This is a genomic window from bacterium (assembly GCA_016716565.1).
GTDB lineage: Bacteria > Bacteroidota > Ignavibacteria > Ignavibacteriales > Ignavibacteriaceae > IGN2.
Map to the genome: position 1 here is coordinate 179547 of JADJWC010000002.1, position 15144 is coordinate 194690.

Below are 15144 nucleotides of genomic sequence, written 5' to 3' on the forward strand. Positions count from 1 at the left end.
CCTGATTCCGTATGTTGGAATGCGTTTAAGTTCTGAATTCGCATAAAAAATAATTTCATAATTCTGATTCTGAATTCTGTCTCCTGACTCCTCAAAAAAGCGGATTTTCTCGCCAAAAAGCCTTAAATTTGACAATGATTTTATAAGATTTAATCCAACCAAAAAACCAAAGGAGATTCTTTATGGCTCGCAAAAATGTTTTGATTATGGGTGCGGCTGGTCGCGACTTTCATAACTTCAATGTGTTCTTCAGAAACAACAGATCATACAACGTAGTTGCTTTCACTGCAACTCAAATTCCGAATATTGAGGGAAGGACTTATCCCAAACAGCTTTCCGGAAAACTTTATCCCAAAGGAATAAAAATTTACGAAGAGAAGGATCTCGAAAAATTAATTAAAGATTTAAAAGTTGATGAAGTTGTGTTTTCATATTCAGATGTTCCGTTTGATTATGTGATGGCAAAAGCTTCGATTGTAAATGCTGCTGGAGTTTCATTCAGACTTCTTGGTGCAGGAGAGACACAAGTGAAAAGTAAAAAACCAGTTGTCGCAGTTTTAGCTGTTAGAACTGGCGCGGGAAAATCCCAGACTTCCAGAAAAGTTGTAAAAGTTTTAACCGAAGCTGGAAAGAAAGTTGTTGCAATCCGTCATCCAATGCCTTACGGCGATCTAGCAAAGCAAAAAGTTCAACGCTTTGCAACTTATGCCGATCTTACAAAACATAAATGCACAATAGAAGAAATTGAAGAATACGAACCGCACGTTGCCCGCGGCGGTGTTATCTATGCAGGAGTTGACTACGAAGCAATTCTTCGCGAAGCAGAAAAAGAAGCGGATGTTATTTTGTGGGATGGAGGAAATAATGATTTCTCATTCTACAAAGCTGATGTAACTTTCACTGTTGTTGACCCGCACAGGCCGGGACACGAGCTTTATTACTATCCGGGAAATACTTCATTAAGAATGGCTGATGCCGCCGTTATTAATAAAATTGATTCGGCAGATAATGATGACATCCTCGAAGTAATTGAAAACACAAAGTTGATAAATCCCGATGCAACAATTATTGAAGCAGCCTCGCCGATTACTGTTGATAAACCATCGGTAATAAAAGGAAAAAAAGTTCTGGTTGTTGAAGATGGTCCAACATTAACTCACGGTGAAATGCAGTACGGTGCCGGAACAATCGCTGCGCAAAAGCTTGGTGCCAGGGAGATTGTTGATCCGAGACCATACACAGTGAAAACAATTTCAGATACATTCAAAAAATATCCGAATATCGGTACGCTTCTTCCTGCAATGGGTTACGGACCTGCACAGATGAAAGATCTTGAAACAACTATTAATAAAACTGACTGCGATTCAGTTGTAATCGGTACACCGATAGATTTGAGCAGGTATATCAAGATAAACAAACCATACACTCGGGTTAATTATGAGTTGCAGGAAATCGGGCAAAACACGATTGAAAGCGTACTCAGAGAAAAGAGAATAATTAAATAAAAATGGCATTCAGGACGGTCCGGCAATTGCCGGATCGATCCGTAACTATTCTTTATAAACTAGCATTCAACAACTTATAACTCCACTCATCAAAATCTTTTTCCGAACAATTGTAATTAAACATCTTTCTGCTTTAATTTATCACAGTTTAATAAACAATTTTCCTACAATCAGTAAATCAATATATCATACAATACTTCCTGCTGATGCACTTCTGCAGCGGAATATTTTTTCATCAATAATTTCGGATTACTTCTATGCAAAAGTTATTTAACATTTTCGTGTCAATAATTTTCCTTGCACTCTCAACAAGTCTGTTTTCTCAGGAGAGTAGTGGATCAGATTCACTAAAAAATATATCACTTACCGGACTTTCATTCAGAAGCATTGGTCCTGCGGTAACCGGAGGACGAGTAGTCGACATCGCAGTAAATCCTTTTAACTTCAGTGAGTATTATGTTGCTTCGGGACACGGTTCACTTTGGAAAACGACCAACAGTGGAGTTACATTCTCTCCTGTGTTTGATGCGAATAAATCTTATGCAATCGGTTGTGTTAAAATTGATCCGACAAACACAAATGTAGTCTGGGTCGGAACCGGTGAAAATAATAACCAGAATAATGTGATTTTTGGTGATGGTATTTACAAAAGTGAAGACGGCGGGAAAACATGGAATAATATGGGTCTGAAAGAATCACATCAGATTGGTGGCATTGCAATCGATCCGAATAATTCAAACATTGTTTATGCAGCTGCTTATGGTTCATCGAGAGTCTCAGGCGGTGACAGAGGTATTTATAAAACAACTGACGGCGGAAAAACATGGGAAAATGTATTGAAGATTAGTGAATACACAGGCTGTTACCAGGTTCATATGGATCCAAGATTCTCAAATATTTTATATGCAGTTGCTCATCAGAGGATGAGAAATTTATACACAGGAGTTTATGGTGGACCTGAAAGCGGTATATACCGAAGTCTTGATAATGGAGTAACCTGGGATAAATTGAAAGGTGGTTTACCTTCGGAAGATGTTGGAAGAATTGGAATGGCAATCTCACCGGTGAATCCTGATTATCTTTTTGCAGTTGTTGAAGCGACTGAAAAAAATAAAGGGACTTATAAAAGTACTGACCGTGGTGCAAGCTGGACGAAACTAAATAGCTACAATGCATCGGCTGGGTTTTATTATCACGAACTTTATTGTGATCCTATTGACTTGGAAGGAGTTTACAGCGATGATACATTCCTTCAGGTTTCTGTTGATGGAGGAAAGACGTGGAAAAATCTTGGTGATGATAAAAAGCATGTTGACAATCACGCACTATGGATTAATCCAAACGATAACAAACACATTCGTGCTGGCTGCGATGGAGGAGTTTATGAAACTTTTGACCAAGCTAAAAACTGGGATTTCAAATCAAACATTCCCATTGCTGAAATTTATAAGGTCACAACCGATAATGCCGAACCATTTTACAATGTTTATATCGGGACACAGGATAACAATAGTCTCGGCGGGCCTTCACGAACAATAAGTTCTGCCGGTATTGTGAATTCAGATTGGCTATTCACAAATTCAGGTGATGGTTTTGAAACACAGGTTGACTGGAAAGATCCAAATATAATTTACTCGCAGTCACAGTTTGGTGGACTTGTCCGCTTTGATAAACGAAGCGGAGAAAATCTTTTCATCCAGCCTCAGGATTTTGCGGATACCGCTTATCGTTTCGATTGGGATGCAGGATTTATTCTTTCAAAGTTAGATAACAAAAGACTTTACTTTGGTGGAAATAAATTAATGCGAAGCGATGACCAAGGAAGTACGTGGAAAGAAATTAGTCCGGATTTAACCAGAGGTGTTCCTCAGGAAATGCAAAAGTTAATGGGACAAAGCTGGAGTATTGATCAGCTTGCACGTAAAAGTGCAATGGCACAAATTGTAACTATAGCTGAATCTCCTCTCGATGAAAATATTTTGTTCGTCGGTTCCGGTGATGGATTAATTCACGTTACAAATAACGGTGGAACAAACTGGACAAAAGCAACTACTTCAGGGTTGCCCGAGTACACAAGAATACATCACATCGTTGCCTCAAATTTTGATAAGCTGGTTGCATATGCTGCCTGCCATAATTACGTTGGCGGCGATTATAAACCTTATATTTATAAAACTTCTGATGGTGGTAAGAGCTGGTTTTCGATCAATAACAATCTTCCTGAACTTGGAAGCACTTATTCAATAGCCGAAGATCACGTCGATAAAAATCTCCTATTTCTCGGAACTTTGTACGGAGTTTATTTCTCTAATGATTGCGGAAAGGAATGGATACCTATAAATAACGGAATGCCTCCGGCCTGCGTAATGGATCTTGATATTCAGAGAAGAGAAAGTGATCTGGTTGTTTCCACATTTGGAAGAGGTGTTTTTATACTTGATGATTATTCCCCACTTCGATTTATGTCAAAAGAAACTTTACAAAAAGAAGCCGAAATATTTCCGGTTAAAGATGCTCTAATGTTTATTCAGTCAAATCCATTGGGATTCAGAGGTGTTGCATTTATGGGTGCAAGTTATTATTCAGCACCAAATCCGGAGGTGGGAGCTGTATTTACTTATTATCTGAAAGATGAATTTAAAACTCTCAAAGAGAAACGAAGAGATGAAGAGAAGAAGAAACAGAAGAATAAAGAAGACATAAAATATCCTTCGTATGAAACATTAAAAGCTGAGCAGGAGGAACCGGAAGCTTATCTTCTATTTACAATTTCAGATGAAACAGGAAATGTTGTTCGTAAAATAAAAACTGATGCTGTAAAAGGTGTTAGCCGAACTGTTTGGAATTTCAGATATACTTCTCCTACTCCAATTTCACTTGAACCATTTGATGATTCTGTTCCGTGGATTGAAGCTGATAAAGGTTATATGGTTGTTCCGGGCAAGTATTTTGTTTCACTATCAAAGTTTCAGGATGGGAAATTCACTGAATTAGTTGCACCAAAAGAATTTATTTGTAAATCGCTCAACAACACTTCTCTGCCTGCTGAAGACAAGATTGCTCTTGACGCATTCAATAAAAAAGTCGCTGAACTAACAAGAACTATCACAGGTGCAGATGCATTCAGAGGTGAGCTTGTTGATAAAATCGCTTATCTTAAAAAAGCAGTTTTAGATGGAGCGGAAGTGCCCGCATCAACTTACAATAACATTATTAGTTTAGAAGCTGATCTTAGGGATTTAAATAAAAAAATAAATGGCGATCCTTTAAGAGCAAGATATGAAGGAGCCTCTCCAACTTCTATTAAAGGCAGAGTCAATTTAGTTACTGCTGCACTTTGGAGTACGACAGCAGCGCCGACGAACACTTTTATAAAATCTTACGATATTGCAGCAGCAAAGTGTGAAGAAATTTTAGGCGATTTAAAATCAATCGATGCTTCGATTAATCAAATAGAATCTGAATTAGAAAAATCAGGAGCACCATATACACCGGGAAGAATTCCTGAATGGAGAAAAAATTAAAAGTAAATTCGTGAACCTGTCCCGACTCTTGACGGGATTAGTAGCAATAAAATTAGCCACGAATGCACGAATAATAGACTGGAATAATATTTAATTACTTAAAAATAAATTAAAAGAGGGTAAAATGAAAAATCTGATTGTAACTTTCCTGCTAACGATGTTGATTACATCATTGTCTTTTTCGCAGACAGTAGATGAAATTTTAGAACAGCACTTTGCTGCTATTGGTCAGGAAAAACTGCTTGCAACAAATACAATGTCAGCAAAAGGAAAGATTGTTCAGGGACAATTTGAAATTCCTTTCACATCATTCCAGAAAAGACCATTCAATTTCAGATCGGAAGCTGAGTTCCAGGGAATGAAAATTTCTTCAGGTTTTGATGGAATGCAGGGATGGTCAATCAATCCAATGATGGGCTCGACTGATCCTCAGCCGATGACTGAAGAGCAAGTTGATCGTATGAAAATTCAATCGGATTACGATGGTCTATTCTACAATTATGCAGAAAAAGGTTACACGGTTGAATTCACAGGCAAAGAAACAATTGATGATATTGAGTCGTACGTTTTGAAACTGACAAGACCTAATGGTGATGTTATTACTTCATACATTGACGCTGAGAATTTCGTCATGCTAAAGATGAAATCCAATTTGAAAATGCAGGGAGTAGAAACAGAAGCTGAAACTATTTTCAGCAACTACAAGTTTGTTAATGATGTACTTATCGCTCATTCAATGGAAACTAAAATGAACGGTGAGACAATGATGCAGATGGTCCTTGAAGAAATAACATTCGACTCGGAGATGCCGGATTCATTATTTATGATGCCGGAAGTTTTAGCACCATCGGATTCGACAAAATCTGAATAAAATTTAAGGTGAGTAAAATGAAAAGAATATTTGTTTTTGCTTTATTTGCAATGCAGGTCATTGCTTTTCAAAATTTACACCCACAAACCACAAAACTTACTCCAAGTTTCTTTGGTTCGATGGAAGCAAGAGAGATTGGTCCCGCAGTAATGAGCGGAAGAATTACTGCAATCGATGCTTTCAATGCAGATTATAGAGTAGTATACGTTGGTGCTGCCAGCGGCGGTTTATGGAAAAGCACAAATGGCGGAACAACTTTCAAAGAAGTGTTCAAAGATCACGTTCAGACAATCGGTGCAGTTGCTATCAACCACAAGAATAAAGACATCGTTTGGGTTGGTACCGGTGAAAGTCGCACACGAAACAGCATTAGCATCGGAAACGGAATTTATAAAACTACAAACGGCGGTGAAAAGTGGGAACACCTTGGATTAGAAAACACTGAGCACATCTCTAAAATCGTCATCAATCCTGAAAATACTGATGAAGTTTATGTTGCTGCACTTGGAAAAGTCTGGGGTCAGAATGAGGAACGTGGTGTGTTCAAAACAACAGACGGCGGAAAAACCTGGAACAAAATTCTATTTGTGAGTGACGGAACGGGCTGCGCTGATCTTGCTATGGATCCTTCCAATCCAGATGTTCTTTATGCAGGAATGTGGGATTTCCAGAGGAAGGCTTACACTTTCAGATCAGGCGGACCGGGAAGTGGTTTGTATAAGACTACTGATGCGGGAAAAACCTGGAATAAAGTTGATGTCGCATCAGACAGAGGCGAACTCGGAAGAATCGCCATTGCATTCTCTCCAGTTAATCCTAAAATTATTTATGCTTTAATTGAATCAAATAAAACCGGACTTTATCGCTCGACTGATTCCGGCCAGACATGGGAACTCAGAACAACTGCGCAGGTAGTAGCAGACCGTCCATTCTATTTTTCGAATATAGTTCCCGATCCTGTTGATACAAACAGAGTATATAAACCTGGATTCTTTCTTGTAGTTAGTGATGATGGAGGATTTTCTTTTACTTCTCCTTTTATTGAAGGCGGAAATGTTCACGGGGATCTTCACGCACTCTGGATAAATCCAAAAAATAATTCTCAGATGTATCTCGGTACTGATGGTGGTCTCTATATCAGCTATGATAAAGCAAGCACTTGGGTTCATGCACAGAATTTACCTATCTCACAATTTTATCATGTCGCAGTTGACAATGAAAAGCCATACAATGTTTACGGCGGATTGCAGGATAATGGTTCATGGGCTGGTCCTTCTGAGGGAATTGGTGGCATTTCAAATTCTGATTGGCAAAGCGTTGGATATGGAGATGGTTTTAATGTTATACCAGATCCTTCAGATAAAAATATCATCTACTGGCAGTATCAAGGTGGCAACCTGATGCGTTATTATAAAAATACCGGTGAAATAAAAGAAGTAAAACCTTTCTCAGAAAATGCTGATGAGAAACTTAGATTCAACTGGGATACACCGATCGCCTTCTCACCAACCAATGATGGAGTTATGTATGTTGGTGCTCAATATCTTTATCGAACTTCAAACAGAGGCGATTCCTGGCAGAAGATTTCTCCTGATCTCACAACAAACGATCCTGAAAAACAAAAACAGGAAGAATCAGGCGGTCTGACTATTGATAACTCGACAGCTGAAAATCATTGCACAATTTATACAATCAGCGAATCGCCAAAAGACAGTAAGATAATCTGGGCAGGAACTGATGATGGAAATCTTCAGGTAACTAATAACAGTGGTGAAAACTGGAAAGTTGTTACATCAAATATTCCCGGACTTCCGAATAGCACCTGGTGTGCAAAGGTTCAGGCAAGCAATCACGATGCGAATACAGCCTATGTTGTTTTCGATGGTCACAGAAACGGCGATAAAAATGTTTACGTTTATAAAACAACGGACCTCGGTGAAACCTGGATATCACTCGCAACAGAAAATATAGAAACATTTGCAAGAACAATCACTGAAGACTTCGTTAATCCAAATTTATTATTCCTCGGAACTGAATACGGTTTGTATGTTTCTATCGATGGAGGAAAAGAATGGGTACGTTTTGAAGGAAAAGTTCCAAAAGTTCCTATTTATGAAATGGTAATTCATCCAACTGAAAATGATTTGGTTATTGCAACTCACGGAAGGGGCATTTTAATTATAGATGATATTGAACCATTACGTTTATTAACTCCGGAAATACTTGCTTCAGAATTAACTGTATTTCCATCAGAAACTTTCACAATTTCCAATCCGAGATATGCAACCGGTTTATCGGGTGATCAGGAATTCTGGGGAAGCAATCCAAAATCTTCAGCACTGATAACTTATTATATGCAGAAGCGTCACGTGTTTGGTGATATGTCTGTTGAGATTTATAACTCAAGCGGCGAACTTATTAAAACACTTCCAGCAGGGAAAAACAAAGGCATTAATTATGTTGAATGGGCTGTAAGAAAAAAACCACCGAGAGTAAAAGCAACTTCTCCAACACTTGCTTTCAGGACTGCATTCGGACCAACATTTCCGCCGGGTGAATACACAGTGAAAATCAAGAAAGGTGAAAATGTTTACGAAGGAAAGATAACGCTTCAAACTGATCCATCGACAGGACACTCAGCAGAAGATATGAAACTTCAATATGAGACTCTAAACAAAGCATATTCTCTTCTCGAAGATATTTCATTCACTGATCGACAAGCAACTGACTTGATGGAAAAGCTCAATAAAGCCAAAGAAAAAGTTTCTTCAGATGAATTGAAAAATTCAATGACTGATCTGGCAAATAGACTTGATAAGATGCACAAAGAATTGGTTGCTACAAGCCCGAACCGATTATCCGGGGAAGTAAAGTTAGCTGAAAAGTTGCAGATATTTATTCAGGGATTATCAGTTACTCGGGCAAACCGACTGATTCTCAGATGCAGGGTTTGAATTTATACAGCGGAGTTTATGACAATTACCGTGATCAGATGAATAAAATACTTAGCGAAGACTTGATGAAGATTAATTCAGAACTTAATAAATCAGACTTAGAAGAAATAAAAGTTATCACAAGAGAAGAATACGATAAGAGTTAATACTTATTCGTAACATAAATATTCACAATATATTATAAGAGTTACTATCCAAACGGTAACTCTTTTTTATTTATATAGTAACAGGCAACAGTTTATTATTGTTAATTGAAACTTCAATAAAAATATAATAAGTTAACATTGCAAGCAGTGAATTATTTTCACAGCTAAATTCTTGCATAACTTGTAAGTTAAAATTATAGGAGGCAAAAAATGTTAAATAGAAATTTAACTTTGCTTTATTCTTTCTTCTTAGTTCTCACCATTTCTTCTATCCAGATTTGTTTTGCACAATTGCCGGATACAATCTGGACAAAAATATACGGCGATACCGATAATGAGTATGGATATTATGCGGAGCAGACTAATGATGGCGGATTTATTTTAGTAGGATACATGGATATTTCCGGGAATGACGACGTATGGCTTATTAAAACCGATGCTAGTGGCGATACTCTTTGGACGAAAATGTACGGAACTTACCATTACGACTATGCATCTTGTGTTCATCAAACGGCCGATGGAGGTTACATCATTTTTGGTGAAACTGATTCGTTCGATCCAAATTTTTGGGAAGGCTGGCTTATCAAAACAAATTCTTACGGCGATACTATCTGGACAAAACATTTAGGCGACTATGCATATTACTTTATTGATGACGGTTTAGAATTGCCTGGAGGAGGTTATGTTTTTGTTGGATCCACAAAAATTAGTGCAGGTGCTCCTGAAGATATTTGGCTCGTTAAAACTGATTCTTACGGCGATACCATCTGGACAAAAACTTTTGGTGGTTCCGAAAATGATATTCCCACATCCATTTGCAGAACTTCAGATGGCGGTTTTATGATCGGCGGAGTTACTAAATCATTCGGTTCGGGAAATTATGATGCATGGTTAATAAGAACAAATTCTGATGGAAATCTGGTCTGGACAAAAACATACGGAGATGATAGAAGTAATCATGCCAGTGATGTTAAGCAAACAGATGACGGAGGATATATTATCGCCGGCTCAACAGAGGCATCAAATCACTATAACGATGCCTGGCTTGTTAAGACTGATTACAATGGTGATACTCTTTGGACGAGAAACTGGGGTAGCGATGAGCACGATGGAGCAATGTCAGTTGTTCAAACTTCAGATGGTGGTTATGTCTGGACAGGTTATAGAAAAATAAGCACTTTCACCCAGGATCTTTGGATTCTTAAAACAGATGAAGATGGAAATACTTTGTGGTCAAAAACTTACGGTGGAACTTTTAACAATATCGGCAGATCAATAAATAAAACCAGTGATGGTAGTTTTATAATTGCAGGTGATTATTATTCAGAAGACACAAATACACGCGATGTCTGGCTGTTAAAAGTTGATCCGGATATAAGTGATGTTGAACGAGATGAGCAAGCAGAAATTCCGGAGACAATCATTCTAAAGCAGAATTATCCTAATCCTTTTAATCCTTCAACAACTTTTGAATTCGGAATACCTGAGATTCAATTTGTCTCGTTATCAGTTTACAATCTGCTTGGTGAACAAGTTGGATTATTAGTAAATGAAATTCTTTCTGCCGGAAATTATCGAGTAGATTGGGATGCAGGTGATTTACCAAGCGGAATTTACATTTACAAACTAATTGCTGGAGAATTTAGTTTATCCAATAAAATGATTTTAATGAAGTAAGGAATTACATTTCGGTAAGTAGTGATTGAAACAGTTTTGGTTTTGTCATTCCGTGCTTGACACGGAATCCATATAAGTAACTAATTTATAGATTCCGGTTCTTCGCTTTGCTCGACCGGAATGACAAACTGCATCTAATCTCTACTCTGATTCGCTCTTCTTCTTTCGTTCGGATCGAGATAAAGTTTTCGCATTCGAATTGACTTTGGTGTTACTTCAACAAGCTCATCATCTTTTATGTACTCAAGTGATTCTTCAAGACTGAACTTTATTGCTGGTGCAATCTTCGCGGCTTTATCGGAACCGGATGCACGCATATTCGTCAACTTCTTTCCGCGTTGAACGTGAACTTCAATATCATTTTCTTTGTTGTATTCACCGACAATTTGTCCCCGGTAAACAACATCTCCCGGATCAATAAAAAATTCACCGCGATCCTGGAGTGAATCAATTGCATAAGCTGTTGATTGTCCTTCGTGCATTGAGATCAAAACTCCATTCGATCTTTGCACAATAGAGCCTTTAAAATATTCGTACTGGTAAAAACGATGATGCATAATTCCCTCACCGGCAGTTACAGTGAGAATTCTATTCCTCAATCCCATCAAGCCACGTGATGGAATATGAAACTCAAGCGTAGTCAGACTCCCTTTCTGCTCCATCTTCGTCATCACTCCCCTTCTCTGTCCAACAAGCTCAATAACTTTTCCAGTCATATCATTCGGCACATCAACAACAAGTATTTCAATCGGCTCTGCTTTCTTTCCGTCAATTTCTTTATAAATAACTTTCGGCGGACCGACAGCAAACTCGTAACCTTCTCGCCTCATATTCTCTATTAGAATTGAAAGATGAAGCAAACCTCTTCCGGAAACTTTGTGTGTATCGGGCGAGCCGGTTTCTTCCAATCGCATCGCAACATTTTTCTCAAGCTCTTTGTATAGTCGGTCACGGAGGTGACGCGATGTAACATATTTCCCTTCTTTCCCGTAAAAAGGAGAAGTGTTCACAGTAAAGTTCATGCTTATTGTCGGCTCATCAATATCGATGATTGCCAGTGGCTCAGGATTTTCTGCATCCGAAATTGTATCGCCGATATCAATATCTTCAACTCCAACTATTGCGCAAATATCTCCCGAAACAACTTCATCAACTTCTTCGCGTTCAATTCCTTCAAACACAAAAAGCTGTTTAATATTTATTGGATGAATATTTCCATCTCGCTTGATGATACAAAGAGAATCAGTTTTTCGAAGTGTGCCGCGGAAAACTCTTCCGATACCAATTCTTCCGACATAATCGTTGTAGTCAAGAGAAGTAATTTGCATCTGCACAGTTCCTTCTTCAACTTTTGGCGGAGGAATTTTTTTAACAATCTTTTCGAGAAGCGGAACCAAATCTTTTCGTTCATCTTTAAGATTTTTAACTGCCCAGCCGTTTCTTCCGCTTGCATAAACTACCGGAAACTCAAGCTGTGCATCGTCTGCACCGAGATCGATGAACAGATCATAAATTTCATTAAGCACTTCTGCAGGACGGTTATCCGGTCTGTCAATTTTATTTATCACAACAATCGGTTTCAAATGAAGATGCAAAGCTTTCTCAAGAACGAATCTTGTCTGTGGCATCGGTCCTTCAAAAGCATCGACTAAAAGCAGAACTCCGTCTGCCATTTTAAGAACGCGTTCAACTTCACCGCCGAAGTCTGCGTGTCCCGGTGTGTCGATCAAATTAATTTTTACATCTTTGTAAGGAATGCTGATGTTCTTTGCAAGAATAGTAATTCCTCTTTCACGTTCGAGGTCGTTTGAATCGAGAAAGCAATCCTGCACAACCTGGTTTTTTCTGAAAACGTTGCTTTGTTTTAGAAGCTGGTCAACTAAAGTAGTCTTGCCGTGGTCAACGTGAGCAATTATGGCTATGTTTCTTATTTGTGTCAATTTTTCCTTTAATAATCATTAAAAAGTGAGGCGTAAATATGTGGTTATTTGGAGGAGAATACAATGGAAAATACAGGTAGAATTGAAGCTTTAGTCGATTTGATTTAAGTTTCAGTTGTTATTCAAAACGAATATGGGAAAGCAATGAAATATTATACAGATCTTTTCTCCCCAGAAACATACCAAGCATTTTCAAATTCCGATAGAACTATTTCAGGTTTTAGAAAAAGACAAAAAAGTTTTGTTCAAAGATTGGAGGTTGGTGACAAATTAATATGCTATGTAACAAGAATTTCTAGGTGGTTTGGTGTGCTTGAAGTTATTAGTGAGTGGTTTGAAGATGATAAACCATATTTTGTTGGGCAAAATGATCCATTCGTTATGAGAGTAAAGGTGAAACCATTGGTTTGGTTACCACTTGACCAATCTATCCCTATTCATGAAGATTTTATCTGGAACGAATTAAGTTATACTAAAGGACTACCTAAGAATTCAACTCATTGGACAGGTATGATGCGAAATAGCTTAAACGAATTAAAAACGAGAGACGGTTCTTTTCTTTTAAAAACGTTGATTGAACAAAGTTCATCAACTAAAAATTATAAATTAAATGATAATGATTTGGCAAAGATAAAACGAACTACGGTGAGAACTCACGATAAAGAAATTGATGTGGTTGTCCCAGAAGATGATGAAAAAGTCGAAGATGAAAAAGAGACACCCGAATCGATTAGAATTCAAGCTACTATTGCAAAAATAGGTGAAAGAATGGGACATAAGATTTGGTTACCTAGACGGGATAAAGGAAGGGTTATGCAACACTGGTCTCCAGATAAAGAAGAAAGTCTATTAGAAAATTTACCACTTAACTATGATGATACCACATTAAAGACGATAGAAAACATAGATGTTATATGGATCAAAGGAAGATCAATAGTTAGAGCATTTGAGGTTGAGCATACGACTTCAATCTATTCAGGAATTTTGCGAATGGCTGATTTGATGGCACTTCAACCAAATCTAAATATAAAGGCACATATTGTTGCACCAGAAGAACGAAAAGATAAAGTACTAGATGAAATCCGAAGACCTGTTTTTTCACTTTTAGAAAAGGGTCCACTCGCAGAGTCTTGCACCTATCTATCGTATGATTCAATTAAAAAAATTGCGAATGATAGAAGCCTTGGTCATCTGAAAGATACTGTGTTGGAAGATTATGAAGAAATAGCTGAAGAGTTCTAATTATTATAATTGAAGAGTAAACTAAATGAATGACATTTCAACAAAAATTGCGTTTCAAGAAAAAGTATATGAGACACTTCATAATCTAATTTCATCATCTGACAACAAGGCAACTCTCGCACTGACGATTCAGACATTTTTATTAGGGTCTATTATTGGGACTTCAATTATTACTGATATAATAGAAAAGAATATTTGTGTTAATTTTCTTTTTATCGATATCAGTTTAAAATCATTGATCATTCTATTTGGCATTTCATCTATGGTTGGCATTGGAATTTCCATTTTAGTACTCTATCCAAGAAAACCTAAGGAAAAAAACGAATCAACGAGACAAGGTCTAACATATTACTTGCATATATCTAATTATGAATCTTCCACGGAATATTCTACAAAATTGAAAAATCTAAATAACGAAGACATCTTGGAAGAATATAATAGACAGAATTTTAACCTAGCTCATATAGTCAAAAAGAAAATGCTATTAGTTAGAATAGTATTTATCTTAATTCTACTGAACATAGCACAATCTATCATCATTATTTTTTTAATATAAATTTTGGAAATATCAAATATGGGATTGCTCACTGATCTTAATAAAGAAGTTGAACAAATCTTGAAAGAACAATGGAAAACAAGAGAAGGCCAAGTTGTTCCTGAATCTGAAGACTTAAAACTTTCAAATGATGCTGTAATCCTAGAAGGAACTGTTCTATATGCCGATCTTTCAGGATCAACATACTTAGTAGATAATTACAAGCAACACTTTGCAGCTGAAATATATAAAGCTTATTTGCATTGTGCAGCAAAAATTATAAGATCTGAAGGTGGAGTTATTACAGCATATGATGGGGACAGAGTTATGGCTGTTTATATTGGGAATACTAAAAATACTTCTGCTGTGCGAACTGCACTAAAAATAAATTATTCCGTACAATACATAATTCCTCCAGCGATGAAAAAAGTCTACCCCGATGAGAAATACACAGTCTCACAAGTTGTTGGCATAGATACTAGTAACTTATTTATAGCACGTACAGGTATTCGCGGATCAAATGATCTTGTTTGGGTTGGACGAGCTGCTAATCATGCTGCTAAACTAACCTCATTGTCAGCAACCTATTCGACATATATAACAAAAGAAGTTTATGATGTCATGCTTGATTCAGTAAAGACTTCAAATGGTCGATCAATGTGGGAAATTGTTCGTTGGTCTGAAATGGATAATAAAACTATTTATCGATCCAATTTTTGGTGGACAATCGAATAAATATTGTCTAATAAA

General features: G+C 37.3%; 10 protein-coding genes. 9 read left to right on the top strand and 1 reads right to left on the bottom strand.

The features are described 5' to 3' along the window. Nucleotides 1-182: 182 nt before the first annotated feature. From IPM14_07490 to IPM14_07515, 6 genes are all read left to right on the top strand, one after another. The gene (locus IPM14_07490; GenBank protein ID MBK9097949.1) at nucleotides 183-1505 is read left to right on the top strand and encodes a GTPase; all 1323 of its coding nucleotides are present in this window, start codon (nucleotides 183-185) and stop codon (nucleotides 1503-1505) included. A 248-nt stretch (nucleotides 1506-1753) separates the two neighbouring features. Further along, the gene (locus tag IPM14_07495) at nucleotides 1754-5029 is read left to right on the top strand and encodes a glycosyl hydrolase (protein ID MBK9097950.1); all 3276 of its coding nucleotides are present in this window, start codon (nucleotides 1754-1756) and stop codon (nucleotides 5027-5029) included. A gap of 124 nt (nucleotides 5030-5153) precedes the next feature. Then, complete coding sequence (locus IPM14_07500; protein MBK9097951.1) at nucleotides 5154-5900, top strand: hypothetical protein; 747 nt, start codon at nucleotides 5154-5156, stop codon at nucleotides 5898-5900. A 17-nt stretch (nucleotides 5901-5917) separates the two neighbouring features. Continuing rightward, on the top strand, nucleotides 5918-8854 hold the full coding sequence (locus tag IPM14_07505) for a glycosyl hydrolase (protein ID MBK9097952.1): 2937 nt from the start codon (nucleotides 5918-5920) through the stop codon (nucleotides 8852-8854). Next, entirely contained in the window at nucleotides 8851-9000 is a 150-nt protein-coding gene (locus IPM14_07510; GenBank protein MBK9097953.1) for a hypothetical protein, read from the top strand. Before IPM14_07505 ends, IPM14_07510 begins: the two co-directional genes overlap by 4 nt. A gap of 210 nt (nucleotides 9001-9210) precedes the next feature. Beyond that, the gene (locus IPM14_07515; protein ID MBK9097954.1) at nucleotides 9211-10677 is read left to right on the top strand and encodes a T9SS type A sorting domain-containing protein; all 1467 of its coding nucleotides are present in this window, start codon (nucleotides 9211-9213) and stop codon (nucleotides 10675-10677) included. A gap of 134 nt (nucleotides 10678-10811) precedes the next feature. Here IPM14_07515 and typA read toward each other — a convergent pair whose 3' ends face one another. Continuing rightward, nucleotides 10812-12617 carry a translational GTPase TypA gene (gene typA, locus IPM14_07520; GenBank protein ID MBK9097955.1) on the bottom strand — a complete coding sequence of 602 codons (1806 nt, stop codon included), beginning with the start codon at nucleotides 12615-12617 and terminating at the stop codon, nucleotides 10812-10814. Nucleotides 12618-12761: 144 nt separating this feature from the next. Between typA and IPM14_07525 the strand changes: the two genes are divergently transcribed. From IPM14_07525 to IPM14_07535, 3 genes are read left to right on the top strand one after another with little or no spacing between them, the layout of a single operon-like run. Next, complete coding sequence (locus tag IPM14_07525) at nucleotides 12762-13859, top strand: EVE domain-containing protein (GenBank protein ID MBK9097956.1); 1098 nt, start codon at nucleotides 12762-12764, stop codon at nucleotides 13857-13859. Nucleotides 13860-13884: 25 nt separating this feature from the next. Next, nucleotides 13885-14415, top strand: coding sequence for a hypothetical protein (locus IPM14_07530; GenBank protein ID MBK9097957.1), 531 nt, complete (start codon nucleotides 13885-13887; stop codon nucleotides 14413-14415). Between the two features lie 18 nt (nucleotides 14416-14433). Then, the gene (locus tag IPM14_07535) at nucleotides 14434-15129 is read left to right on the top strand and encodes an adenylate/guanylate cyclase domain-containing protein (protein MBK9097958.1); all 696 of its coding nucleotides are present in this window, start codon (nucleotides 14434-14436) and stop codon (nucleotides 15127-15129) included. Nucleotides 15130-15144 lie beyond the last annotated feature (15 nt).